This window comes from Thermanaerothrix solaris (genome assembly GCF_032334255.1).
In the GTDB taxonomy this organism is placed as follows: domain Bacteria; phylum Chloroflexota; class Anaerolineae; order Anaerolineales; family Anaerolineaceae; genus Thermanaerothrix; species Thermanaerothrix solaris.
In genome coordinates this window covers 1482891-1508123 of the sequence record NZ_JAUHMF010000001.1, presented here as the reverse complement: position 1 = coordinate 1508123, position 25233 = coordinate 1482891, and the positions used below count along the sequence as shown (strand labels likewise).

Sequence of the window (25233 nt, the reverse complement as noted above, 5' to 3'; positions counted from 1 at the left end):
TATAATATCGTTGAGAGGTCGTCTGGAGGTTTTATGTTTCCCATTAAAGATACCGTTCGCTCACGGTCGTTTCCCATCGTCAACTGGACGATCATTATTTTAAATACCCTGGTTTTTCTGTTTGAGATGAGTCTTTCGCCCTTGGGGCTTGAGCGCTTCATCCGCGTTTTTGGGTTGGTACCGGCTAAATTCTCCTTGGTCAATCCTCTAACCTGGTATCCGTTGCTTACCCACATGTTTTTACATGGGGGATGGGTGCACTTTTTAAGCAACATGTGGACGCTCTATATTTTTGGGGATAACGTTGAGGATCGCCTCGGTTCAGGGCGCTATTTGATTTACTACCTGCTAGGGGGTATGTTTGCCGGTCTGATGCAGATGTTTTTCGGTGGTGCGCCTAACGTTCCCTCGATTGGGGCCAGTGGTGCCATTGCCGCCGTGTTGGGGGCGTATTTCCTGTTCTTCCCTCATGCTCAGGTGATCACCTTTGTGCCGGTCTTCTGGATGCCCTGGTTTGTCAACATTCCGGCGGTGGTCTACCTCGGGTTCTGGTTCATCTCCCAGTTGTTCTCGGGATTATTGGCGTTAGCCCTGCCTGCCGGAGCAGCGGCGGGAGGGATTGCCTGGTGGGCGCATATTGGTGGCTTTGTCTATGGGCTGATAGTCGCTCGACCATTTAGTTATGGGCGGCGCCCGCGGCGCTGGTATCTGGATGAATACTATCCCTGGTGACTTCACAAGGAGGCCCTATGGACTTACTCAACCTGTTCTGGCTCTTTTTGATCGTCTCTTCCATTGCTCCGCTTTTTCGCCAGAAAATCATTGAGACCCATCGCTTACAGTTGATGCGAAAAATTGAAGAGAAGCGTGGTTCACGCGTGATTGCACTCATCCATCGCCAGGAGAGTATGTCCTTCCTGGGTTTTCCATTGGCACGCTATATTGATATTGACGATTCAGAACAGGTTCTGCGGGCGATTAAGATGACAGATGATAACGTCCCAATAGATCTGATTCTCCACACGCCGGGCGGTTTGGTGTTGGCAGCGGAGCAGATTGCCAATGCCCTTTCCAAGCATCCGGCTAAAGTGACGGTGTTTGTCCCGCATTATGCCATGTCCGGCGGCACGTTACTGGCACTGGCTGCCGACGAAATTGTGATGGATGAGAATGCCGTACTAGGTCCGGTGGACCCCCAGTTGGGGAACTATCCGGCGGCTTCCATCTTGAAAGTGTTGGAAACCAAAGACCGTAACCAGATTGATGATCAAACCCTGATCCTGGCCGACATTTCGCAGAAAGCCATCCAGCAAGTCAAGGCAACGGTGAAGCGTATTGCCTGTTGTCACTATCCACCTGAGGTCGCCGAACGCTTGGCAGAGGAACTGGCTACCGGGCGTTGGACGCATGATTATCCGATCACCGTTGAGGAGGCGCGGGAATTGGGGCTTAATGTCAGCACTGAAATGCCGCCCGAGATTTATCAACTTATGAATCTTTACCCACAGACACTCCAGCGTCGTCCCTCGGTGGAGTATATCCCGATGCCCTATCCTGCGCGCCCGAGTGTGCCCGGTCGGGCACCCCAGCAGGGGAACCATCAGGGGTAAAGAGCGTTAGATTGCCTGAAAGGAGGGCGTAATGAGCGATGAGCCAAAATCTTTTGAGCCGCTGGATCTTAATCGTGCCCCCTTCGATGCCTTGGTGCGCTTGCCCGGCATTGGGCCGGAATTAGCCCAACGTATCATCGAAGCGCGGCCCTTTTCGGCGCCGGATGATTTGGTACGGGTAAGTGGTATAGGTCCGGTGCTTTTAGAGCGCCTGCGGCCTTACCTGACCGTTTCGACGGCAGCCCCCGTCGTCTCAGATTTACAGGAGGTAAGCGCCACGACGGATGAGCCGGAAGAGCCGGGCGTAGAGAACCCGGTTGAGGTGTTAACACCCGCAACCGCACCCCCAGGAATTGCTGGCGGTGGTGAGGAAGCCTCGGGTGAGCCTTCGCCGGAGCCCGAGATATTGCCCTCGTCGTCCCAGGTTTCACCCCTCCCCGCGGCTCAAGAGGCGGTTTCTCCGGTGGATGCAACGGAAGCGGGTAGCTCGACCCCACCAGAAACCCCAGAAACGAGCGCGGCGCCTGAAGCCGTAACGTCTACGCCCGCGCCGTTGTCCGCAGAAAAGTTGCTGACACGGCGTGAAGTGATCACCTGGGTTGTGGTAAGCAATCTGGTAACGTTGTTTCTGGCCGTTGTGCTGGCTTTGCTTTTCCTGGGGCTAATCAACGGAACGCTTCGTTACACCTCGTTGGCGCAGTTTCGCCAGTTTCGCGCTGAGGTCACGCTTCTATCCGAACGCGTGGACCGGCTGGAGCGTAATTTAGAGACCATGACAGCGCGGGTGCAGGCATTGGAAGGCTTGAGTGCCCGGGTGGCGGGCTTGGAAAGCCAGACTTCAGAATTGTCCAATGCATTAGAGCAAGCCCGTGAGGATATCCAGGCCGTTCAAACCCTGGTTAAAGGATTTGACCAGCGTCTCAGCACGGTTGAAGCCGCCAGCGCCCGCTTTGAGCGTTTCTTATCCGGGCTGCGGCAGTTGCTATTGGAAACCTCAACCGGAACGGAGGAGGCGCCATGAGTGGCTCACCATCCACCGGCGGAACCGGGCAGGCAGTACGCGCCTTCGTAAGAGCCGTTCTGCGCTTGTTAGTCGTTATCGTACTGGGGGTTTTGGTGGGAGCGGCGGCATACTTCGGCTCGGTCTTTATTTATCAGCGGGCGATCCTGCCGGCAGAGGAAAATACGGCGCGCCTGAGTGCCTTGGAAACCGAACAGGCGGGACGGTTTGCGCTGTTCAACGAGCAGTTAACGACTCAAGAAGCCCGCTTGCAAACACAGCACGCTTTCTCGTATAACATGAACCTCACGGCAACGTTACAATTAGCCACTCAGGCGGCGCGATTGAGCACCCTGGAACGTCAGATCACCAATCAGGGGGAGTTAATCGGCGGACTGGATGAAGATACGGGATGGTTGAAAACTCAGGTGGCGGCCCTGGGCACGCCTCTGGCGGCTTGGGAGGGACGGCTTGAAACCTTGGAAGCTCAGGTTGGGAAAGAGGGGGTTGCCAACGACATTGCATTGTTGCGGGCGGCGTTACATGTGTTGCGCGCCCGACAGCATCTCATGGCAGGCAATTACGGCCTGGCGCAGGATGAACTAAGCCAGGCCCGCGCTGGGTTGATCCAATTGTGGGAGCGGGTGCCCGATGAACAACAAGCGCTTGTGCGCACCTGGATGGAACGGTTGGATCTGGCTATAACGAACTTACCCACCTTGCCGGTACTGGCCGCTGAGGATCTGGATATCCTCTGGCGGTCACTTTTGGCCGGTTTTCCGGCGACTGCGGCGACCCCGACGCCGCTGCGCACACTACCCTTGTCATCGGCGGCGACACAATCCGTTGGGACGATCACCCCGCCCACGCCGACCCTTACCTTGACCCCTCAACTCACCCCAACGTTCCGCCAGAGTCCCTCACCCTCGCCAACCCCTTTGCCGCGTTCACCTTAAGTTAAGGGCGTTAGTTCTAAAAATTCATAGGAGGTCACGATGAGCACGGTACCTGAACCCATGGAAGAAGCACCAGGTGGTGGTGCGCCTGAGGTTGGATCAGAGACCCCCAGCCCAGAGCCAGAGATCTCTGAGGTAGCCCCACCTAAACCAACACGTAAATGGTGGCAGAAAGCACTTACCTGGTTGCTGATCGTGCTGGCAGCCTTTGTTGCTGGTTTTGGAGTGGCTTTCTTTGCGCTCTATTTCCCATTGCAACGTGAAGCCACCGCGATGCGTCAGGAATTAACGACCCTGCGCCAGGATTACGAGAAAACCAGCGCCGAATTGACCACACTGCGCGCGGATTATCAGCGAGTGGAAGAAGCCCTGGCGGCGGGGCAAATGGATATGGTTTTGAGCCGCTTGATCAGCAATGTGAGTTATGCCCGCTTGGCGTTGATCACCAAGGATAACTTGACCGCCCAGCAAGAGTTAAGCGCCGCCGAAGCCCGGCTAAAAGATCTGGAACCTTTGCTCAACGATCCTCAAACAATGCAGGCACTGCAAGAACGGTTCAAGACCATCCGCAGTAGTTTGAGTAGCAACCCCAATAAAGCCCTGGAAGAACTGCGCTTGTTGAGTGAGAATCTGGCGCGGATACGGATGCGCTAACCAGAACCTGATCTGGGTGTAATATGAGACGCCCCGCTTTAAGCGGGGCGTCTGATTGATCTATCGGGTACTGAGCAATTTAGTACCGTAAAAAGCCGCCGATCATGCCGGCTTTTTCCAGATCAGGATTGCGGTGAACAACTTCCACGTCGCCACCGCTGCGCATGACGCGGCTGATGGCGAAATCCACGGCATCGGGAATTTCTTGCATCTCGCCACCACAGGCCGGGCACGCTCCTTGCTGGCGCGAGGTCAGATAGCCGCATTGGGTGCAACGATAAGCGGACTGCCCAAATCCCTCCAGAATCACCAGAGTCATCACCCGATCCTCGTTAACGGCTTGGAGGGTGTCTTCTAGACCGATGACAGCGCCGCTGTTCTTAGCCGCTGCAGTAATCAAATCTTTGATCAATTGTGATTCACGTTTGGTTTCGGCTTCATGGCCCACCTGCATGGCCTTGGCCAGTACCTCAGCATGGCTGGCGGTCATGTTCATAGGAAAGGTGCCAACAATCAGGCTCTGCCAGGCTTTAGGTAAAAGGGAACGAAAGAGCGCGACATTATCCTCGGTGCCCCCGATCAATATGCGGCGAATACGATTTTGCTCGAAAAATGAGATGGCAAAATCCACCGCTTCCTTCATGTTACGTTCGATAACCTCATCCACGTGTTTGGTGCGTCCGGCTGTACCGCCGCGCGCACCCGGCAGGCTGGAAGCACCACCGTGCTTGGTGCGTTTGACCGCCTCGCCGACAATGCCTTCTTGCTCGCGTAATTCGCCGAGATGAAAGTGGAAGAGACGCGCACCCTGTTTATCCACCAGGACGACGCCATAACCACCGTAAGAATCCAGCAAGTCAGCCAGCACTCGCACACTGGGGCGGTCGCCGACATGGACTAGGTCGCGCACCGGGACAGCCAGAGCGTAAGCGCGGAAGAATCCTTCCGGGGCACATGAGAAGACCACCACTCCGCGACCACTCCAGTCGTATTCCTGCATAATATAACGTTCAACGGCCTCTTCATCCTGCGGGAGATTCACTTTTTTTAGCATGTTACGCAGGCGCAGCCGATAGGAATCTTTGTTCCCCAGGGTTGGGTCAGTATTGAGGTAGACGCTCAACACGGGGTGAGGCGAGGTGAACTTAAGCAACTCCCGCACATCCTGATCGGTTAACATGGCATCCTCCTGTCAAATGGGATTGGCAGAACCGACAGAGCCAGCCGAAGCCCCGCTCAGGGGCGCTTACCCAAGGTAACGCTCACCTCCTTTTCTTGACGATCGCGGATAATGGTCAGAACGACGGTATCGCCAGGGCTTTTATTTTTCATCAGGTAACTTAGCATGTCGCTGAACGTTTGCACCGGCTGGCCATCAATGGCAATAATCAAATCGCCCCCCGCGGGCAGGCCGGCAAAACGGGTGGGCTGGCTGCCACCGCGCAGGCCGGCGCGATCTGCAGGGCTACCCGGCGTGACCGATACGATGTAAGCCCCGGTTTGACGCGGCAAGCCTAGGGCTTCGATTTGTTCCAGGGTCAGCATCTCGCGGCTGCTGATGCCGAGATAGGGATAGTCATAACGTCCTTGGGTGATCAGCACCGGGACAACGCGGCGAACGATGTTACTGGAAACAGCGAAACCGATCCCGCTATTGACGGGTTCACCAGTGATGGTAGTGCCGGTGGTGCGAATGGCACGGTTGACACCGATGACTTCACCGGCCAGGTTGAGCAGCGGCCCGCCAGAGTTACCGGGGTTGATGGACGCGTCGGTTTGGATTACATCGCCGGCGCTGAAAAAGGTGCCACTTTCTGCCTGGCGTAGGGATTCTAGCGTGCGTCCTTTGGCCGAAACAATTCCCACCGTCATAGTGCCGGTTAACCCGAACGGATTGCCGATGGCGATGGCCGTTTGCCCCACCCGAACTTGATCCGAATCTCCTAAGGGCAGAGGTACTAAGGCGTCGGCGGGCACATCCACTTTAATCACCGCCAAGTCCGAATCCAAGTCCTGGCCGATCACTTTAGCCCGCACTTTAAGCCCGGAAGGGAAGAACACTTCCAGCCCGCTGGCGCCCTCGACCACATGGTAGTTGGTCACAATATGCCCCTCGCGGTCATAGACAAAACCGGAGCCCAGGCTTTCGATTTCGCCGTCGGTAGTGGTCGCGATGAAGACCACCCCCGGCGCCACCCGCTCATAAAGATTAGCCAGAAGTGCATCCCGTTCGGCGAATGAAAGGGAAGCTTCGGTCATGAGGGTGGGCGTAGCTACCGGCCCTGTGGGCGGTAGGGTTGCCTGTTGAACCCCGGCGGATGTGGCCGTGGGTTCTCGGCTTAGTTCAGGTAAAGTGGGGGTCAGGCGACAGGCCAGGGTGACCAGGATTAAAACCCCAAGCATTCCTATCCAGCCAAATCGCTTTTTCATTACCGCTATCCTTTCTTTATGCCTCTCATTAACTGCTTTGGCGGAGTTGCTCGAAAAGCGCGCGCTGCTGAGGGGTCAGGTGGCGCGGAAGTTCAACCTTAACCTTGACGTAAAGGTCACCATGTTTTTGGGGATTGCGCAAATTCGGCATACCCCGCCCCGAAAGGCGGAAGATTTGACCGGGTTGCGTGCCGGGGGGAATGGTCAAAATGACATCCCCGCCCAGGGTAGGAACGGTGACCTGACCGCCTAAAACAGCAGTGTAGAGATCTATTGTGACCTCGGTGTAGAGGTCATCGTCCTTGCGTTCGAAGCGTGGATCGGGCAAGACCTCGATAACCAGATAAAGATCAGAGCGCTGACCGTTAGGGCCGATCGGCCCCTGCCCGGCCAGACGGACTTTCGTGCCAGTGCGCGCACCGGGTGGGATCTTGCCTTCCAAACGCCGCCCATCTACCTGGATCAGGCGGGTGGTGCCGCGGTAGGCTTCTTCTAGGGTAATCTGAACCGGCTGTTCCACAGCCGGGGTCGTCTGGCGGGTGCGACGGCCTGCAGTGCGAGTGGTTGTGCCGGGCATGCCACCGAAAATGGCGCTGAAGAAGTCGGAGAATCCACCCAGATCACCGAAGAGATCGTCGAGGTCAATACGGACGGTGCGTGTGCCCACCGGGCCTTGAGCAAACCACTCTTCCCAATTGAAATCACCCGGAGCGCCGCTCTGCTGCCAGCGGAAGTAAGATTCGCCTAGCGCATCATAGCGTTTGCGTTTTTCGGGGTCGCCGAGGACCTCGTAGGCCTCGTTTATTTCTTTGAATTTCTCTTCCGCTGATTTATCGCCCGGATTGCGATCCGGGTGATACTTCATTGCCAGGCGGCGGTAGGCTTTTTTGATCTCTTCTTCCGTTGCGTTGCGGTCTACGCCGAGGATTTTGTAGTAATCCTTATATTCCATACTTTCATTTTATGTCTGCCAACTCATTGGCGTCAAGATTACATCGAGCACTTCTTATAAAACGCTTATACATCCCTCTAACCAAATTGTAAAGCACCCGTAAGCCGATGAAGGGGTAAGAAACCCTTCCTCAAGCCTTTATTCATGCTATATTAAAAGCATGGCTCAACCGCGAGAATATTTTTTAATCGTAGAGCCAGACCCCTTGATTTTTAATCTGGTCGGGCGTCAATCGTTACAGGCGGCCGGTTACCGCGTTGAGCAGGCTGTGGATGTTCCCACGGCCATTGCCACCGCGGTGCAGACACTACCGGATGTCATCCTGTGTGATTTGGCGTTGGAAGGTTTGAGTAGTAAGGATCTATTAGTAGCGCTCCAAGCCCAGGGGGTGGATATCCCGGTCGTGTTAATTGCCCCCAAGGGCTCCGAGGCCGACCTGATCCAGAATTTTCGTTTAGGTGCGGTGGACTATCTGCTCTGGCCGGCGCGTGAGCCAGAGGTGTTGGCAGTGGCAGAGCGGGTGCTCAAGCAGGTGCGCGAACGCCGCGCTCGCGAGCAACTGGCGCAGGCTTTGCAGCATGCCAACCAGGAATTACAACAGCGCGTGGATGAACTCCAAACCATTTTCAATATCGCCAAGGTGTTGACCTCCCTCACCCATCAAGGTGTTTTGTTTGAGCAACTGTTGGAGCAATTGATAAAGGCCACCCGCTCAGACTTGGGATGGATATTACTCAAAGATGAAGGGCGAAAGGCTCTGATATTGACCGCTGGCAAACACCTCCCGACCTCGTTGATGGCACAGCGCAATCGTCCTTGGGAAGATGGGGTGAGCGGATTGGTGGCACTTTCGGGTGAATCATTGGCACTTTGTGGGGAACCCCTTAAGCGTTTTCGAATGGCCGCGCTAGGACAAGCGGCTTTGATGGTGCCGATCAAGGCTTCTCAACAGGTGATTGGCATTGTGGTGTTGATGCGTAAAAAAGAAGTGCCCTATCAGCCGGCACAGCAGCGCTTGGTCGAAGCCGTGGCGGATTTTGCCTCCATCTCGCTTGCCAATGCCCGTTTATTCCGCACCTTGGAAGAACGAGTACGCTTGCAGCAGGTTATGATGGAAAATGCCACTTTGCGGGTACGAGTGCTGGATCAAACCTTGCGGCAAGTACGCCTGCAGATGCGCGCGGGGATTGAAAGGCAACGTCAGGCTTTGGAAAGCCTGAGCAAAGACCCAACGGCGCGGTGGAGCCCGGGTCAACGTCAGGCACTGACGACTTGGCGCGAGAGCCTGGACGCATTACGGGTGCTGGCCGGTTTGATCCCAGATGGTTTACGAGATGTGGCTGTGGCACCGGCCAAAGCCCAGGATTTCAACGCCTTGGTCGGCGAAGCAGTGCATCACCTCTTGCCGCTTGTGCAGCAGAGGGGGCAAGAAATTATCCTAGCGTCGCACCCCCAGCCATTGCCTGTGAATGGGGATGAAGCGTTGTTGGGCTATGTCTTGGAAGGTGTGCTCACCTTAGCCATTGGGTTAAGCGAAAGCGGACAGATCCAGGGACGCATCTCTGAGCAGCAAGGCGAAGCCCATCTAGAAATAGAACTGCAAGCGAAATTAACTGATGAGCAACGCGGAGCCTTGCAAAATCAACCCTTTGAAGGTGATGCGTTGATTTCGGCGCATATCCCGCGTGGACTGAGCCCGGATCGGCACTTAATTCAGCAAATTTTGAAGCAATATCAGGGTAAAATTTGGTTAGAGTTTGTTGCTGCGCACTCGTTGCGCTGGCATGTTGTGTTCCCTCTTGCCCGATCATCTACGGCCATCCCATCCTCTCCCGCAAAGGCCACTGAGATCCTATGATCCAAGCGAAGGATACTCACATTCTGATTGCTACCTCTGATGCGCAGGTTAACTACTTGCTGGAGCGGGTATTGCAAGCTGCCGGTTACTCTGTGGCCGTTTTCCAGGAAGAGGATAAAGTCTTTAACTATCTAAATACCCATCCGACCGGCTTAATCATTCTTTCGGATACCTTCAAAGGGAATAATCACCTTGATTTTGCGCGTAAGTTGAGCCGCGATCACCCCGAGGTGCCGATCCTGCTCCTGGTCAAGAAAGACTCGCCTGAACTACTCAAAGAAGCCTTGCACCTGGGGGTGAGCGATTACCTGAACCTGCCGCTTAAGTCCGAAGAGGTGTTGCGTGCGGTTGAGACTAACCTTACCCGTTCCCAGCGGTTGCGCGAGTGGATGATGCTGGAAGCGCGCCGCTACACTGATCGGTTGCAGCGGCGGGTGGATGAATTGGAGACCTTGGCACGTTTGAGCCAGAGCATTACCGCCTCTCTCGATCCGGATAACGTGCTCTCTGCCATCGTTGAGGCGGCGGTTGAACTGACTGGGGCCGAAGAAGGGGCACTGCTATTAGTGGATGAAGAGACCGGCGAACTCTACATGCGCGCCTCTAAGAACTTCCAGGAAGATTTTGTGCGCACTTTCCGCCTACCGATCCAGGATACCCTGGCGGGTTCGGTGGTGCGCACTGGACAGCCGGTGCTTCTGGATGAAAACACGCCTCAAAAGATTAAAACGGCTTACTTGGTGCATGGGTTGGTCTATGTCCCTTTGCAGTATAAAGGGCAGGTTTTCGGCGTGCTGGGCGTGGATAATCGCCACAGTCGCTTTCAGTTCCAAAAACGCGATGTGCAGTTGCTGACCACGCTGGCTGATTACGCAGCAATTGCGATTCAAAATGCCCGCCTCTATCATGAGACGCGCCTGGAACGCAATAAACTCGAGACGGTGTTGCGGCGTATCCAGGATGGGGTCATTGTGGTGGATCAGCAAGGGCAGATTTTGTTGATCAACCAGGCGGCGATGGCGGCGCTAAACCTGAGCGAATTGGACGTCATCGGGAAACCGGCGCGGCAGGTGATCACTTATCCGGAACTGGTGGAGTTGCTGGAGTTATCCACGCGCAGTCTTTCCAACCGCATCGAACTGACGGTTGAGGATGGGCGTGTCTTTGATGTGCAGCGAACGCCGATCCCTGAAGTGGGTGCGGCCGTGACTCTGCACGATATCACTCAATTGAAGAAAATTGACCGCATCAAGAGCGAATTTGTCAGCACCGTATCTCACGATTTGCGTTCACCGCTTACGGCAATTTTGGGTTATGTCGAGTTAATCGAGCGGGCTGGCCCGGTGAACGAGTTACAGCAGGAATTCATTCGCCGCGTGCAGGCCAGCGTCCAAAATATCACCCACCTGGTTGACGATTTGGTTAACTTAGGGCGTATTGAGGCCGGATTCGATACGCGACGTGAGACGTTTAGCCTCAAGCAGGTACTGGAGCATGCCATCGAGAATTTCAGAAAGGCGCTGGAGCGCAAGGGTCATCGGCTGATTATGGAACTGCCGGAAGACCTGCCGCTGTTCCTGGGTAACCCGGTGCAAATTCGGCAAATGTTTGAGCATTTGCTGGATAATGCGATCAAATATACGCCCCCTGGTGGACAAATCACCATTCATGGGGAGTTAGAACAAGAGCAGATCATTTTGCAGTTCCGTGATACCGGCATCGGCATCCCGGTGGCGGATTTACCGTTCATCTTCGACAAATTCTACCGTGCCAGCAATGCCGGTACGGAGGTGGCAGGTAGTGGTTTGGGCCTGGCAATTGTCAAATCCATCGTTGAAAGCCACCAGGGACGGATTTGGGTGGAGTCAACCCTGGGGCAGGGCACAACGTTCACCATTGTCCTGCCAGTGATGGAAGCATAAGTCCTAGTGTTCTATGGAAATGACGTAAAAGGGATAGAAAGAAGCCTCCGCCGGAGGCGTTGCTTGTTCCGGCGGAGGCTCTTGCCAAAGGAGGAGACAGCGATGAGCTTGTCTGGAGGTGTCCGGATGACCACGTTGTCGCTAATGATCATACTCCAACTTCGTGGCGTTGACTATGGTTAGACGTCATAAGGGATAAATGATGTTCCTCTTGACTACCCGTGACATCTGCGGGGCAAAGGCTATGATTTTTATCCAGGATAGTTGAACCATAAAAGATAACCGAAGGAGTAAGGACAAACTTGTAAACTAAATAGAGATGAGTGGACGGGATGTTAAAAATTGCCCCACGCGTGTGCTTGACGCGGATTCAGCGATATGCTACTATGGAATGAAGTTAGCACCTGATTAGAAAACGGGCGCTATTTTGAACTGCGATTTGGAGGAGAATTTTCTATGAAAACACGCGTGTTATTCTTCATGGCCTTGACTGTCCTGGCAATGCTGGTGGTCTCAGGGTGCACCCGTTCGGCCTCCACCTCGCCCACGGCCCTGGCTACGCCTACTTCAGAAGAAATTCCGTTCCCGGTGGATGTGGCAAAGCGGATGACGGAAGTAGCACAGCAAACCCAGATGGCTATGCCTACCCCCGAGGGCGGAGTGGTAACGCCGATCGTGGTTGAAACGCCTGCTCCGACTCCCGCGCCGACCAACACACCGGTCATCATCCCAACTCCGACCCGTCCGGCTACCTATACGTTGCAGCCCGGAGAATGGCCGCTGTGCATCGCCCGTCGCTACAATTTGGATATCAATACCTTCTTTGAGGCGAACGGCCTAACGATGAATTCGCGTCCTGCCGCCGGTACTGTCTTGAAGATCCCTCAGGATGGCGGATGGAGCGCGGGTGACCGTGCGCTGAAACCTCATCCTGCGCAGTACACCGTTAAAGCCGGGGACACGATTTACTCGATTGCCTGCGATTTTGGGGATGTCTTCCCCGAGTCTATCATCGCGGCAAACAACCTTCAAAGTCCCTATACCCTGACGCCAGGTCAGGTATTGCAGATTCCCTGATCTCAATTTATCCGAGGTGGTTTCAGTGATCTATGGGAGCGCGGGCCTACCATCAAACCCGCGCTTGTTCTATTTAGTCTGGTCCTTGCTTCGAGGTGATTCATGACGTTTGAAATTCTCGGTCACGTACCCCAATATCAGGGACATGCATTTGACGTAGTTAAGGTGCAGGTACGGTTGCCGGATGGTCGCGTGCGGCCATATGATTTGGTTCAGCACCGCGATTCGATCAGCGTGGTGCCGGTGGATGCCCAGAGGCAGATTTTGTTTGTCGTTCAGTACCGGATTGGTGCCGGTCAGGAATTGCTGGAATTGCCCGCCGGGGTGATGGAAGACGAAGAGGAGGCCTCTCTATGTGCCGAACGCGAACTGCGCGAGGAAACCGGTTATGCGGCGCGAGAATGGATTGAATTGGGGCACTTTTACCTTGCGCCCGGTTACTGCACCGAGCGCATGGTGGTCTTCTTGGCCCGTGATCTCTACCCCAGTCCACTGCGCCCCGATGCGGATGAATTCCTGCACCTGCGCCGTTTAAGTCTAGAAGACGCCTATGCTATGGCCCAGCGGGGCGAGATCCATGATGCCAAGACGTTAGCAGCCTTGTTGCTAGCCCAACCTTACTTGCGGTAGTGCCAGCCAGAGGGCTTGGGGAGAATAAGAGCAAGCCTTAAGGGGGCGAGTTGAATTGTGACAGGACGCACACAAATAAGGTGACCTATATAACTTTATCCCACTCCGGATTGGGGATAAACTTGAATGAACGAATTGTGTCTAGACCGCGCAATCCGTGCCGTGGCGTTGTCCACAGCACGTTGAATACCTCAGGTGTTTACAGGGAGTGTAACCTATGAGTCGCCAAGTGATCACAATTGATGCTAATGAGGCTGTTGCCCATGTTGCTTATCGCCTCAATGAGGTGATTGCCATTTACCCGATTACCCCTTCCTCGGGTATGGGTGAGTTGGCGGATGAGTGGTCGGCCAAGGGTATCCCCAACATTTGGGGGACGGTGCCGTTGGTAGTGGAGATGCAATCCGAAGGCGGCGCGGCGGGTGCTGTTCATGGTGCCTTGCAAACCGGCTCCTTGTGCACCACGTTTACCGCGTCCCAGGGTCTACTTCTGATGATTCCTAACATGTATAAGATCGCCGGCGAACTAACACCGGCGGTGATTCACGTCTCAGCCCGTACGGTGGCGACCCATGCCCTCTCGATTTTCGGGGATCACTCGGATGTGATGGCAACCCGCCAGACGGGGTGGGCGCTGCTGGCTTCGCGGTCGGTGCAGGAAGCGCACGACAATGCCTTGATCGCTCAAGCGGCCACGCTGGAATCGCGCGTGCCGTTCCTGCATTTCTTTGATGGCTTCCGTACCTCGCATGAGATCAATAAGATCGAGTTTCTGAGCGAGGACGACTTGCGGGCGATGATTGATTACGAACTGGTCAGCCAGCATCGTGCCCGCGCGCTCAGCCCGGATCACCCGTTCATCCGTGGCACGGCGCAAAATCCGGACGTCTTTTTCCAAGCCCGCGAGCGCTGTAATCCTTACTATGAAGCCTGTCCGGAGATTGTGCAAAAGGTAATGGATCGCTTTGCGCAATTGACCGGGCGGCAATATCATCTCTTTGACTACGCCGGCGCGCCGGACGCCGAACGGGTGATTATCCTGATGGGCTCTGGGGCCGAGACAGCCGAGGAAACTGCTCGTTACTTGATCGAGCGTGGCGAGAAGGTTGGGGTGGTCACGGTGCATCTCTACCGACCATTCTCGGCGCGTCACCTCATGAAAGCCTTGCCTGCTACGGTGCGCAAGATTGCGGTGTTGGATCGCACCAAAGAGCCCGGTGCCGCGGGCGAGCCGCTCTATGAAGATGTCGTCGCGGCGGTGTATGAGGGCTTAAGCCAGGGCTTTGCGCCGTTCAAGCAGGCACCGGTGATCGTAGGTGGTCGCTATGGCCTTTCATCCAAGGAATTCACTCCGGCTATGGTCAAGGCAGTCTTCGATGAACTGCAAAAGGATCAGCCGCGCAATCACTTCACAGTGGGCATCGAGGACGATGTATCCCGTCTGAGCCTATCCTATGATCCTTCCTTCTCTATCGAAGATCCGCAGACGGTGCGCTGTGTCTTCTTTGGCCTGGGCGCGGATGGCACGGTCAGCGCGAACAAGAACTCGATCAAAATCATCGGTGAGGAAACCGACAATTACGCCCAGGGCTATTTCGTTTACGACTCTAAAAAATCGGGGTCGGTCACCATTTCCCACCTCCGCTTTGGCCCCAAACCCATCCGCGCGCCTTATTTGATCGGGGAAGGGGATGCAAACTTTGTGGCCTGCCACCAGTTTTCCTTCTTGGAGCGCCTGGATGTGCTCAAGTATGCCAAACCGGGTGGTATCTTCTTGCTCAACAGCATCTACCCGGCAGACAAGGTGTGGGATGAACTCCCGCGCGAGGTGCAAGAAGAAATCATCGCAAAGAAACTGCGCTTCTACGTCATTGACGCCTATGAGGTGGCTAACAAGACTGGCATGGGCGGGCGCATCAACACGATCATGCAGACCTGCTTCTTCGCCATTAGTGGGGTGCTGCCACAGGATGAGGCTATCGCCCAGATCAAGAAGAGCATCCAGAAGACCTACGGTAAGCGCGGTGAAGCGGTGGTACAACGCAACTTTGCAGCGGTGGATCAAGCCCTGGCGCATCTACAAGAGGTGAAAGTGCCGGATAAAGTCACTGCCACCCGCACCCGCCGCAAGCCGGTGGCCGATGAAGCCCCTGAGTTTGTCCGCGAGACGCTGGCCCCGATGATGATCTTCGAGGGCGACCGCTTGCCGGTCAGCAAACTACCGGCGGATGGCACGTTCCCCAGCGGGACGGCCAAGTGGGAAAAGCGAAACATTGCCCTCGAAATCCCGGTGTGGGATCCTGAGGTATGTATCCAATGTGGTAAATGTGTGATGGTCTGTCCGCATGCGGTGATCCGCCAGAAGGTCTATGACCCCAAATACCTCGAGAACGCCCCGGCAACCTTCAAGTCCACCGATGCGCGCTTCAAAGAGTTTCCGGGGATGAAATATACCTTGCAGGTCTCGCCCGAAGACTGCACCGGCTGTGCGTTGTGTGTAGAAGCCTGCCCGGCCAAAAACAAGAGCCAGGTCGGCTTGAAGGCGATCAACATGGCGCCACAACCGCCACTGCGTGAGCAGGAGCGCGAAAACTGGGAGTTCTTCCTCTCCCTGCCGGAAGTGGATCGCGCCGCGATCAGTGTCTCGACGGTCAAGAATTCGCAATTGCTGGAGCCGCTGTTTGAGTTCTCCGGAGCGTGCGCCGGTTGTGGTGAGACACCCTACCTGAAATTGATGTCGCAACTCTTCGGCGACCGCGTGGTGATTGCCAATGCGACCGGTTGTTCTTCGATTTACGGCGGCAACCTACCCACCACACCGTGGACCTTCAATCGCGAAGGACGTGGGCCGGCCTGGAGCAACAGTCTGTTTGAGGATAATGCAGAATTCGGTCTGGGCATGCGCCTGACCATTGATAAACAAACCGAGTTTGCACGTGAACTGCTCCAGAGCCTGGCCGCGCAAGTGGGTGAATCGTTGGTGGATGCGATTCTGAAGGCCGATCAACGCAGTGAGGCCGGCATCCGCGAACAGCGCCAACGTGTCGCGCTGCTCAAAGAGCGCCTGGCCGGGATCAACGATCTCCGCGCGCGCCTTTTGATGGACGTGGCCGATTTCCTGGTGCGCAAGAGCGTGTGGATCGTCGGTGGTGATGGTTGGGCTTACGATATTGGCTACGGTGGTTTGGATCACGTCTTGGCTTCAGGCCGCGATGTCAATATCCTGGTCCTGGATACCGAGGTTTACTCCAACACCGGCGGGCAAGCCTCAAAGGCTACGCCGCGCGCTGCGGTGGCCAAGTTCGCTGCCAACGGTAAGGGCTTGCCCAAGAAGGATCTCGGGTTGATTGCGATGACCTATGGCTACGTCTACGTCGCAAAGGTTGCCATGGGCGCTAACGATCAACATACCCTGAAGGCTTTCCTGGAAGCCGATGCTTATGAGGGGCCTTCCTTGATCATCGCCTATAGCCACTGCATTGCCCATGGCATTGATATGCGCAAGGGCCTGGATCAGCAACGGCTGGCGGTGCAGTCGGGTGCGTGGCCGCTCTTCCGCTACAACCCGATGTTGCTGGATGAGGGCAAGAACCCGCTGATCCTGGATAGCAAGGAACCGAGCATCCCGTTGGCCGATTACGTTTACAACGAGACCCGTTATCGCATGCTGGCCCAGAGCGATGAGCAACGCGCTGAATTGCTGCTCAAAGCCGCACAGGAAGATGTAAAGCGCCGTTGGTTGCAATACAAACAAATGGCCGAAATGGTCATGAAGATCAACGGCAACGGCCACGAGAGTGCGCCAGCGCAAGACTGAGTGACATTTGGCGAGGGTTCGAGGGAAATACCCCTGGAACCCTCGCCTGATCTTAGGAGGTGCGTATGGTGGAACTGAAAACCCAATATCTAGGTCTGGAATTGAAAAACCCGCTGGTGGCCTCGGCTTCTCCGCTCTCGAAAAAATTGGATGGGATTCGTCGTCTGGAGGATGCCGGAGTTAGTGCGGTGGTGATGTATTCCCTATTTGAAGAGCAAATTGTTCATGAAAGCCTGGCACTGGATCATTATCTGACCCGCGGCAGCGATTCATTTGCCGAAGCCCTGACCTACTTCCCCGATTTGGGGCGCTACAATGTTGGCCCGGAGGGTTACCTGGAACTGATCCGCAAGGCCAAGGAAAGCGTAAGTATTCCCATCATCGGTAGCCTAAACGGGGTTTCCAGCGGCGGTTGGATTGAATACGCACGCCTGATTCAGGAAGCCGGTGCCGATGCCCTGGAACTTAACCTTTACTATCTTCCCACCGACCCAGCCCTGACGGCCGAAGAATTAGAGGCTAATTATGTGGCGTTGGTGGCCGATATCCGCAAGCAGATCCGCATTCCGTTGGCGGTGAAACTCAGTCCCTTCTTTACGGCTTTGCCCAATTTTGCGCATAAATTAGCCCAGGCTGGTGCGAATGGTTTAGTCCTGTTCAATCGCTTCTATCAGCCGGATTTTGATATTGAGACGCTGGAAGTCGTGCCCAGCCTAGTGTTGAGCACTTCGGATGAATTGCGCCTGCCGTTGCGGTGGATTGCAATTCTCTACGGCCGGGTGGCAGTGGATATGGCGTTGAGCAGCGGGGTACACACTGGCCAGGATGTGATCAAGGCGCTCATGGCCGGCGCCAAGGTGGCCATGACAACCTCGGCCTTGCTAAAACACGGGGTTAAACGGGCCAGTGAGATCTTGCAAGAAATGCAGGAATGGATGGAAACCTTTGAGTATCAGTCTGTGCAGCAGATGATCGGCAGTATGAGCCAACAGGCGGTAGCCGAACCAGCGGCGTTTGAACGCGCCAACTACATGAAAGCGCTGCTCACTTACGATAATCGAATGATTTACTAGCCCGTTTATGCGTTGCCTGATAAACCTCCCCTATGCGGGGAGGTTTTTCGTTTAACGCTTTACAAAAACATTATACAATATCGTTAGTATGTTTGACTAACTTTATACGCCTGGCTACAATGTAATTGTTGTTACTACCCAATATTTTTATAAGGAGAGGACACGATGAGACACATTTTCTTACTGTTAGTGGCCGCTGTTTTGGTAATATCGGCATGTGCGCCGGCCGCAACGCCTGAATCCACTCAACCGCCGATGCCCACGGCTACCCCGGTTCCCCCAACCGCAACCCCGGCACCCCAAACTATCGTGGATATCGCCGTAGCAGATGGCCGGTTTAGTACCCTGGTCGCTGCGGTACAGGCTGCGGGTTTGGTTGAAACTTTATCGGGCGAGGGGCCTTTTACGGTGTTCGCACCCACCAATGATGCTTTTGCCAAACTGCCGAAAGAAACCCTGGATAATTTGCTCAAACCTGAGAACAAAGATCAACTGGTCAAGATTTTGACCTACCATGTTGTTCCGGGAAAGGTCTTGGCGTCAGACGTGGTTAAACTGAGCGAAGCCCAAACAGTAGCCGGTGAGCCTATCACCATCAAAGTTGAAGGTGACAAGGTTTTCATCAATGACGCGCAGGTGATCATCACCGATATCGAGGCCAGCAACGGCGTGATTCACGTCATTGACACCGTCATTCTGCCCCCCAGCATGACCGCTGAAGCCAAGACGGACATCGTGGATATTGCCGCGGCTGATGGGCGTTTCACCACCCTGGTCGCTGCGGTGCAAGCGGCGGGTTTGGTGGACACCTTGAAGGGTGAAGGCCCGTTCACTGTGTTCGCGCCAACCGATGATGCTTTCGCCAAATTGCCTGAAGGGACCTTAGAAACCCTGCTCAAGCCGGAGAATAAGCAACAATTGACCGATATCCTTCTCTACCACGTCCTGCCTGGCAAGGTGATGGCTTCCGAGGTCAAAGATGGCCTGATCGCAGATACCGCATTAGGTACCTCTGTGTTCTTCAAAGTGGATATGGGCAAGGTCTACATCAATGAGGCGCAGATCATCATCACGGATATCGAGGCCAGCAACGGTGTTATCCATGTGATAGACACGGTGATCCTGCCCAAGGATATTGTTGACGCTGCGGTCTTCAACCAGTTCAATACCCTGGTTGCGGCGGTTCAGGCTGCGGGCTTGGTGGATACCTTGAAAGGTGAAGGCCCCTTCACCGTCTTTGCCCCCACGGATGAAGCCTTTGCAAAGTTACCCGCTGGTACGCTGGATAACCTGCTCAAACCGGCCAATAAGAAGCAACTCACGGATATCCTGCTCTATCATGTTGTCTCAGGGCGGGTGTTGGCTGAGGATGTGGTGAAGTTGCAGCAGGCCGATACCGCGTTGGGCAAGCCCGTCACGATCAAAGTTCAGGATGGCAAAGTCTACGTCAACGACGCCCAGGTTATCCTGACGGACATAAAGACGACGAACGGTGTGATCCATGTGATTGATACGGTGCTCTTGCCCCCGCGATAACGTTTTACTGGTTCGAGTGGATGGGTGCTCTTTAGTGGTAGTTGTGGGCTGGGAAGAGAGGGCTGCCATAAACTGGCAGCCCTCAGCATTTTATGCGCGATTTTTTGTTGGAAAGAAAAAGGCGGCTGGATAAAGAAGCCGCCTTTTTAGGGACACCTACAGATTAGGGATAAGTCCAGGTGGGGTTTATTCTTCCTCGAGCGCCGGTTCGCCGGCCTTCTTTTGGCGATAAACGATGCGGCCACGGGTGAGATCATAGGGCGACATTTCCACCCGTACCCGGTCGCCGAGGAGGATACGGATATAGTACTTGCGCATCCGCCCCGAGAGGTATGCCAGGATCTCATGCCCATTATCCAGGCGCACGCGGAATTGCGTGCCCGGCAATGCCTCTACAATCGTGCCTTCCACCTGAATCTTCTCTTCTTCTTTGGCCATCGAGAACCTCCAGACTGTTTCACCAACCCGATGAGCGAAGGCTTACTCCGAAGCGCGTGACATCTGGCGGCGTTTCATGCGGCGAATGGCCTTCTTCTGTTCCAGGCGACGCAGTTCGCTCTTGGAAATGAACCAACGTTTCCGACGCACGGTGCTCAGCACACCGCTCTTGACGACCTTCTTGCGGAAGCGCTTGAGCAGCTGTTCCTGGCTTTCGTTAGGCCGCAAGATCACTATGGTCAACGCACTCACCTCCTTTCGGGTTCAAGTTTGATCTATTCGCGCGCGGGCAAAAAACTCGGCTGCATACCGCACTTGCAGCCGAGGGCGTGCTCAAAAGGATAAACCGTTCACCATGCCCACTTGCCCAGCGCGATATGACCTCCGTTCCAGGAAATCATGCCAATCAATTGGTAAAACCGCCTGAAGGTTGCCCGCAGGCTTTTTTATTATACCTGACAATGCAACGCGCGTCAAACATGTTAAAGAAACGAGGTGCCCCATTAGGGCGCCTCGCTCGTTTTGGATTCATGGAATTCACAATTTTCTGTCTATATCCACCCGCGTAGTTCCATGGCTTTGACCACGCGCGTGATCGCGACCATGTAGGCGGCATCGCGCATGAAGACGCCTTCTTTCAGCGCGAGGTCAAGCACGGCCTGGAAGGCCTGGGTCATCTTGGTATCCAAGCGCTGGAGCACTTCCTCTTTTGTCCAGTAGAAATTCATGTCGTTCTGCACGCTTTCAAAGTAGGATACCGTCACGCCGCCCGCATTGCACAGGAAATCGGGGATCATGAAGATGCCGCGCTGGCGAATGATCTCATCGGCCTCGGGGGTGGTCGGCCCGTTGGCACCCTCGGCGATCAACTTGACCCGTTCGTGGATGTGGTGCACGGTATCGGCATTGATCTGGCCTTCGAGCGCGGCGGGGATGAGCACGTCGGCTTCCTTGCTCAGCCAGGCGTTACCGTCCTCAATTGTATAGCCAGCGGCGCGGGCTTTGCTCTTGTCAATCGTGCCGTATTGATCAGTGATGCTCATCAGGAAGCGTGGATCAATGCCATCGGCCTTGCTCACGGTGTAAGCGGTGCGATCTTCGCGATCCCAATAGGAAACGCAGATCACCTTTCCACCCAGGATTTCGGTGAAGCCTACCGCGGCGTATTGGGCCACGTTGCCAAACCCCTGGATGGCGGCGACGCACTTGGCGGGGTCAAGGTTGAGGTGTTTGAGGGCTTCACGCACGGTGTAGATGACGCCGAAACCGGTGGCTTCGGTGCGCCCGAGGGAGCCGCCGCCCCCGACCGGCTTGCCGGTGATAACGCCGGGGGTATACTGCCCAACCAGTTTGGAGTACTCGTCCATCATCCAGCCCATCATCTGCGGGTTGGTGCCCACATCAGGGGCGGGAACATCCTGGCGTGGGCCAATGTTGCGCCAGATTTGCTGAATGTAGCCGCGTGCCAAACGCTCTTTTTCGCCTTCCGAAAGCGTGGCCGGATCTACGATAACACCACCCTTGCCGCCGCCGAGCGGCAGGTCTACCACGGCGCATTTCCAGGTCATCCAGGTGGCCAGGGCGCGCACGGTATCAATGGTTTCGGCGGGGTGGAAACGGATGCCACCCTTGCAGGGACCACGGGCATCGTTGTGCTGAACGCGAAAACCCTGAAAGACACGTATGGTGCCGTCATCCATGCGCACCGGGATGCGGAAATGGTACTCCCGCATGGGCCAACGCAGGATTTCGCGTACCTGAGGATCCAGTTGGAGCAGTTCGGCGACATGATCGAATTGACGTTGTGCCATTTCGAAAGCGTTGGTCGTACTCGTCATAGACATCTCTCCTGTGGGTGTTGGGAGTAGGGGAAGGCCTGGAGGCAAAGATAACGCCGCGAAAAAATAATAGCGGGCATCCCGGTCGTATGCCCGCTACAAGTTTGGCTTATGTAGGCCAGAATTGGCACGGCGGCGCCTCCGCTTGTTTCGTTACACTTACAAGATTACCGAATTATAGGGTTAGCGTCAATATGATGAACGTCTGCAATCCTGGATGACCTTATTCGTCACCACACCAGGAAGCGTGTCAGGGGAGCGCGGTTTCACGATTCCTTGATCCGGTCTCTGTTACTCAAAACCCGAATGCGAGGCTGAGGTTACCCGGATGAGAGCCGCCGAGATGGATTGTGCGCCTCTGGTATAATCAAAAAACCGGTGGATTTATCCTAACAGGAGCCTGGAAGATATGAAGAAGGCGCTAGACTTTCAATCTATTATCATGAAATTACAGCAGTTTTGGGCGGAGCAGGGATGCTTAATCTGGCAGCCCTACTATACTCAGGTGGGAGCGGGGACGATGAATCCGGCCACGTTCCTGCGCGTGCTCGGTCCAGAGCCGTGGAACGTGGCTTACGTGGAACCCTCCATCCGCCCGGATGATGGGCGCTATGGCGAGAACCCTAACCGCTTGCAGCAGCACTATCAGTTTCAGGTTATCCTCAAACCCGATCCCGGGAATCCGCAGGAGATCTATCTGCGCTCCTTAGAGGCGTTGGGGATTGATCCGCGCGAACACGACATTCGTTTCGTCGAAGACAATTGGGAATCGCCTGCCCTGGGTGCCTGGGGATTAGGTTGGGAGGTCTGGCTGGATGGTCTGGAGATCACCCAGTTTACCTACTTCCAGCAGGCGGGGGGGATGGTGTTGGAGCCGGTCTCGGTCGAAATTACCTACGGGCTGGAACGCATCGCTATGGCGTTGCAACGGGTAAGTAACTTCCGCGATATTCAATGGAATGCCGAACGCACTTATGGTGATGTGAACCTGCAAGGGGAGCGCGAGCACAGCACCTACTACTTTGAGGTGGCGGATGTGGAACGCTTGCGCCAGATGTTCGCGCTCTTTGAGGCCGAAGCCGAAGCCGCTCTGGCGCGGGGGTTGGTGCTCCCGGCGCACGATTACGTCCTCAAATGTTCCCATACCTTCAATGTGCTGGATACCCGCGGCGCGGTCGGTGTGACCGAGCGTCAGATCCTCTTTGCCCGCATGCGGGATATGGCCCGCCGCGTAGCCGAGGCGTATGTGGCCCAGCGTGAGGCGTTGGGCTTCCCCTGGCTCAAACCTGCGGCGGCGGTGAACGAAATGCCCACCGTGTCTGCTCAACCTGCACAGGCGCTGCCGGAACGGGAAACTCTCCTGGTTGAAATTGGTACTGAGGAACTCCCGCCAGCAGATTTGGATGCGGCCTTAGCGCAACTGCGGGAGCGCATCCCGGCGCTGTTGGATGAGTTGCATTTGGCGCATGGCCCGATCCATGTTTGGGGCACGCCGCGCCGTTTGGTGGTGTGGGTTGAGGACTTGGCCGGGCGGCAACCGGATCGCGACTTGGTTGTCAAGGGACCGCCGGCGAACCGGGCTTTTGACGCCGAGGGACGCCCTACTGCAGCGGCAGAAGGGTTTGCGCGTAGCAAAGGCGTGCCGGTCGAAACGCTTACCGTGGCTGAGATGGACGGCGGGCGTTACGTAGTCGCCCATGTGCGCGAATCAGGTCGTCCGGCGGTTGAGGTGTTGGCCGAAGCACTGCCCAAGGTCATTGCGGATTTGCGTTTTGAGCGCTCGATGCGTTGGAACAGCAGTGGGGTGGCCTTCTCGCGCCCGATTCGCTGGTTGGCAGCGCTGTTTGGTGAGACGGTGATACCTTTCACCTATGCCGGGCTGGTCTCCGGGCGGGTGACGCGGGGGTTGCGCTTTGCCGAGCCGGCCACGTTTGCGCTCTCTCATCCCCGTGATCATCGCATCTTCCTGGAGCGCCAGGGCGTGATTGTGGATCCGGAGCAACGGAAGGCACGCATCGCTGAACAGGCTCGGGCGTTGATCGCCGAGGTAGGGGGTGACCCCGAGCACCTGGACGAGGCGGTGCTGAACGAGGTGACTCACCTGGTTGAAGCTCCCACGGCACTGCGCGGTTCGTTCGATCCTGATTACCTGCGCCTGCCGGAAGAGGTGCTGGTATCGGTGATGAAGAAACATCAGCGTTACTTCCCCGTTTATACCCGCGAGGGGCGCCTCTTACCCTACTTTATCGCCGTGCGCAACGGTGGTAGGGAAGGGCTGGATGTCGTCACCGATGGGAACGAGCAGGTGATTCGCGCTCGCTTCGCCGATGCGGCGTACTTCATCCGTGAAGACCTCAAGCACCCGCTAGAATATTATCTACCGCGGCTAAGTACGCTCACCTTCCAGGCGAAACTCGGTTCCATGCTGGATAAGACCCAACGCATTGAAGCCCTGGTAGAGCACTTGATCCCGATGGTCGGGCTGGAGTCCGCCGATGCCGCTGCGGTGCGCCGTGCGGCCCATCTGTGCAAAGCCGATTTGGTCACTCATATGGTGGTCGAGATGACCTCATTACAGGGGGTGATGGGGCGATATTACGCGCTCCAAAGCGGTGAGCCTCCTGCTGTGGCCGAGGCGATCTTTGAGGCTTACCTGCCGCGCTTTGCCGGCGACCGCTATCCCGAGACGCCGGCGGGGCTGGTGTTAGGCCTGGCTGACCGCTTGGATACCCTGATGGGGCTATTTGCGGTAGGGCTGGCACCGACTGGCACCAAAGATCCATTCGCCCTGCGGCGTGCGGCGTTGGGTCTGGTGCAAAATCTGATTCACTGGAACCTGGATTTTGACCTGCGCCAAGGGTTGGAAGCGGCGGCACACGGCTTACCGGTCGCGGTGAGCGCTGAGGCTAAAGCAGAATGCCTGGACTTTATTATCGGGCGCTTGCAAAGCGAATTGTTAGAGCAGGGCTACCGTTATGATGTAGTTGCGGCGGTGTTGGCGGCGCAGGGGCATAATCCCGCTGCGGCCGCGCGTGCGGTGCGCGAACTAACGCAGTGGGTCAATCGCCCCGACTGGAGCACCATCTTGCCGGCTTATGCTCGCTGTGTGCGCATCACCCGGGATCAACGCGAGCGCTATGCCATTGATCCTGAACGGTTCGTTGAACCGGCGGAGAAGCACCTGCTTTCGGCGTTGTTGCAGGCTGAGGTGACCTCGCGCCGTCCGGGGAGTGTGGAGGATTTCTTCAAGGTATTCCTGCCCATGATCCCGGTGATCAACCATTTCTTCGAAGAAGTGTTGGTCATGGCTGAGGACCCGACCTTGCGCGCCAACCGCTTGGGGTTGCTCCAGCGTATTGTGGCCCTGGCCGATGGGGTTGCTGACTTCTCCAAGTTAGAGGGCTTCTAGGGGCTTTGGATCAACCGATAAAAAAGCGCTGCC

19 protein-coding genes are annotated in these 25233 nt (G+C 55.8%); 13 read left to right on the top strand and 6 right to left on the bottom strand.

Annotation, left to right across the window (positions count from 1 at the left end; translation table 11 throughout):
• The first annotated feature begins 33 nt into the window (after window positions 1–33).
• The 5 genes from QYE77_RS06925 to QYE77_RS06905 are packed head-to-tail and all read left to right on the top strand — an operon-like array spanning window position 34 to window position 4220.
• Window positions 34–732 carry a rhomboid family intramembrane serine protease gene (locus tag QYE77_RS06925; protein WP_315624644.1) on the top strand — a complete coding sequence of 233 codons (699 nt, stop codon included), beginning with the start codon at window positions 34–36 and terminating at the stop codon, window positions 730–732.
• 17 nt (window positions 733–749) lie between these two features.
• Window positions 750–1610 (top strand): SDH family Clp fold serine proteinase, encoded by an 861-nt coding sequence (locus QYE77_RS06920; protein ID WP_315624643.1) that lies wholly within the window; start codon window positions 750–752, stop codon window positions 1608–1610.
• A 31-nt stretch (window positions 1611–1641) separates the two neighbouring features.
• Window positions 1642–2631 (top strand): ComEA family DNA-binding protein, encoded by a 990-nt coding sequence (locus QYE77_RS06915; protein WP_315624642.1) that lies wholly within the window; start codon window positions 1642–1644, stop codon window positions 2629–2631.
• A complete protein-coding gene (locus tag QYE77_RS06910) occupies window positions 2628–3566 on the top strand; it encodes a hypothetical protein (RefSeq protein WP_315624641.1) in 939 nt (312 codons plus the stop codon). The genes QYE77_RS06915 and QYE77_RS06910 overlap by 4 nt, the downstream gene beginning before the upstream one ends.
• Before the next feature lie 39 nt (window positions 3567–3605).
• A complete protein-coding gene (locus QYE77_RS06905) occupies window positions 3606–4220 on the top strand; it encodes a hypothetical protein (protein ID WP_315624640.1) in 615 nt (204 codons plus the stop codon).
• A 79-nt stretch (window positions 4221–4299) separates the two neighbouring features.
• Here the strand turns inward: QYE77_RS06905 and QYE77_RS06900 are convergent, their stop codons facing one another.
• The 3 genes from QYE77_RS06900 to QYE77_RS06890 are packed head-to-tail and all read right to left on the bottom strand — an operon-like array spanning window position 4300 to window position 7602.
• Complete coding sequence (locus QYE77_RS06900) at window positions 4300–5400, bottom strand: baeRF10 domain-containing protein (RefSeq protein WP_315624639.1); 1101 nt, start codon at window positions 5398–5400, stop codon at window positions 4300–4302.
• Window positions 5401–5456: 56 nt separating this feature from the next.
• Complete coding sequence (locus QYE77_RS06895; protein WP_315624638.1) at window positions 5457–6650, bottom strand: S1C family serine protease; 1194 nt, start codon at window positions 6648–6650, stop codon at window positions 5457–5459.
• A 28-nt stretch (window positions 6651–6678) separates the two neighbouring features.
• The gene (locus QYE77_RS06890; protein ID WP_315624637.1) at window positions 6679–7602 is read right to left on the bottom strand and encodes a J domain-containing protein; all 924 of its coding nucleotides are present in this window, start codon (window positions 7600–7602) and stop codon (window positions 6679–6681) included.
• A 160-nt stretch (window positions 7603–7762) separates the two neighbouring features.
• Here QYE77_RS06890 and QYE77_RS06885 point away from each other — a divergent pair, with 160 nt between their 5' ends.
• The 7 genes from QYE77_RS06885 to QYE77_RS06855 all read left to right on the top strand — a co-directional run bounded on the left by QYE77_RS06885 (window position 7763) and on the right by QYE77_RS06855 (window position 19515).
• Window positions 7763–9460: a response regulator gene (locus tag QYE77_RS06885; protein ID WP_315624636.1), complete on the top strand. Its 1698-nt coding sequence runs from the start codon at window positions 7763–7765 to the stop codon at window positions 9458–9460.
• On the top strand, window positions 9457–11382 hold the full coding sequence (locus tag QYE77_RS06880) for a hybrid sensor histidine kinase/response regulator (RefSeq protein ID WP_315624635.1): 1926 nt from the start codon (window positions 9457–9459) through the stop codon (window positions 11380–11382). Before QYE77_RS06885 ends, QYE77_RS06880 begins: the two co-directional genes overlap by 4 nt.
• Before the next feature lie 456 nt (window positions 11383–11838).
• Complete coding sequence (locus QYE77_RS06875; protein ID WP_315624634.1) at window positions 11839–12459, top strand: LysM peptidoglycan-binding domain-containing protein; 621 nt, start codon at window positions 11839–11841, stop codon at window positions 12457–12459.
• A 102-nt stretch (window positions 12460–12561) separates the two neighbouring features.
• Window positions 12562–13089 (top strand): NUDIX hydrolase, encoded by a 528-nt coding sequence (locus QYE77_RS06870; RefSeq protein ID WP_315624633.1) that lies wholly within the window; start codon window positions 12562–12564, stop codon window positions 13087–13089.
• 217 nt (window positions 13090–13306) lie between these two features.
• Complete coding sequence (gene nifJ, locus QYE77_RS06865) at window positions 13307–16906, top strand: pyruvate:ferredoxin (flavodoxin) oxidoreductase (RefSeq protein WP_315624632.1); 3600 nt, start codon at window positions 13307–13309, stop codon at window positions 16904–16906.
• Between the two features lie 65 nt (window positions 16907–16971).
• Window positions 16972–17979, top strand: a complete 1008-nt coding sequence (locus tag QYE77_RS06860; protein ID WP_315624631.1) for a dihydroorotate dehydrogenase-like protein — start codon at window positions 16972–16974, stop codon at window positions 17977–17979.
• 165 nt (window positions 17980–18144) lie between these two features.
• A complete protein-coding gene (locus QYE77_RS06855) occupies window positions 18145–19515 on the top strand; it encodes a fasciclin domain-containing protein (RefSeq protein ID WP_315624630.1) in 1371 nt (456 codons plus the stop codon).
• Window positions 19516–19701: 186 nt separating this feature from the next.
• Here QYE77_RS06855 and infA read toward each other — a convergent pair whose 3' ends face one another.
• The 3 genes from infA to QYE77_RS06840 all read right to left on the bottom strand — a co-directional run bounded on the left by infA (window position 19702) and on the right by QYE77_RS06840 (window position 21791).
• Entirely contained in the window at window positions 19702–19953 is a 252-nt protein-coding gene (infA, locus tag QYE77_RS06850) for a translation initiation factor IF-1 (protein ID WP_054521945.1), read from the bottom strand.
• 42 nt (window positions 19954–19995) lie between these two features.
• Window positions 19996–20187: a 30S ribosomal protein S21 gene (rpsU, locus tag QYE77_RS06845; protein WP_315624920.1), complete on the bottom strand. Its 192-nt coding sequence runs from the start codon at window positions 20185–20187 to the stop codon at window positions 19996–19998.
• 317 nt (window positions 20188–20504) lie between these two features.
• A complete protein-coding gene (locus QYE77_RS06840) occupies window positions 20505–21791 on the bottom strand; it encodes a Glu/Leu/Phe/Val family dehydrogenase (RefSeq protein WP_315624629.1) in 1287 nt (428 codons plus the stop codon).
• Between the two features lie 409 nt (window positions 21792–22200).
• On the opposite strand from QYE77_RS06840, the gene glyS reads away from it, so the two are divergent.
• Complete coding sequence (glyS, locus tag QYE77_RS06830) at window positions 22201–25200, top strand: glycine--tRNA ligase subunit beta (RefSeq protein ID WP_399389726.1); 3000 nt, start codon at window positions 22201–22203, stop codon at window positions 25198–25200.
• The last annotated feature ends 33 nt before the right edge of the window (window positions 25201–25233 follow it).

What these genes read in the sequence shown, in the direction of transcription:
- QYE77_RS06885 (WP_315624636.1), top strand. Translation starts at nt 7,763, where the DNA reads ATGGCTCAACCGCGAGAATATTTTTTAATCGTAGAGCCAGACCCCTTG.
- QYE77_RS06840 (WP_315624629.1), bottom strand. Translation starts at nt 21,791, where the DNA reads ATGACGAGTACGACCAACGCTTTCGAAATGGCACAACGTCAATTCGAT.
- QYE77_RS06920 (WP_315624643.1), top strand. Translation starts at nt 750, where the DNA reads ATGGACTTACTCAACCTGTTCTGGCTCTTTTTGATCGTCTCTTCCATT.
- QYE77_RS06910 (WP_315624641.1), top strand. Translation starts at nt 2,628, where the DNA reads ATGAGTGGCTCACCATCCACCGGCGGAACCGGGCAGGCAGTACGCGCC.
- QYE77_RS06875 (WP_315624634.1), top strand. Translation starts at nt 11,839, where the DNA reads ATGAAAACACGCGTGTTATTCTTCATGGCCTTGACTGTCCTGGCAATG.
- QYE77_RS06925 (WP_315624644.1), top strand. Translation starts at nt 34, where the DNA reads ATGTTTCCCATTAAAGATACCGTTCGCTCACGGTCGTTTCCCATCGTC.
- glyS (WP_399389726.1), top strand. Translation starts at nt 22,201, where the DNA reads ATGAAGAAGGCGCTAGACTTTCAATCTATTATCATGAAATTACAGCAG.
- QYE77_RS06870 (WP_315624633.1), top strand. Translation starts at nt 12,562, where the DNA reads ATGACGTTTGAAATTCTCGGTCACGTACCCCAATATCAGGGACATGCA.
- QYE77_RS06855 (WP_315624630.1), top strand. Translation starts at nt 18,145, where the DNA reads ATGAGACACATTTTCTTACTGTTAGTGGCCGCTGTTTTGGTAATATCG.
- infA (WP_054521945.1), bottom strand. Translation starts at nt 19,953, where the DNA reads ATGGCCAAAGAAGAAGAGAAGATTCAGGTGGAAGGCACGATTGTAGAG.
- QYE77_RS06915 (WP_315624642.1), top strand. Translation starts at nt 1,642, where the DNA reads ATGAGCGATGAGCCAAAATCTTTTGAGCCGCTGGATCTTAATCGTGCC.
- QYE77_RS06905 (WP_315624640.1), top strand. Translation starts at nt 3,606, where the DNA reads ATGAGCACGGTACCTGAACCCATGGAAGAAGCACCAGGTGGTGGTGCG.
- nifJ (WP_315624632.1), top strand. Translation starts at nt 13,307, where the DNA reads ATGAGTCGCCAAGTGATCACAATTGATGCTAATGAGGCTGTTGCCCAT.
- QYE77_RS06895 (WP_315624638.1), bottom strand. Translation starts at nt 6,650, where the DNA reads ATGAAAAAGCGATTTGGCTGGATAGGAATGCTTGGGGTTTTAATCCTG.
- QYE77_RS06860 (WP_315624631.1), top strand. Translation starts at nt 16,972, where the DNA reads ATGGTGGAACTGAAAACCCAATATCTAGGTCTGGAATTGAAAAACCCG.
- QYE77_RS06890 (WP_315624637.1), bottom strand. Translation starts at nt 7,602, where the DNA reads ATGGAATATAAGGATTACTACAAAATCCTCGGCGTAGACCGCAACGCA.
- QYE77_RS06900 (WP_315624639.1), bottom strand. Translation starts at nt 5,400, where the DNA reads ATGTTAACCGATCAGGATGTGCGGGAGTTGCTTAAGTTCACCTCGCCT.
- QYE77_RS06880 (WP_315624635.1), top strand. Translation starts at nt 9,457, where the DNA reads ATGATCCAAGCGAAGGATACTCACATTCTGATTGCTACCTCTGATGCG.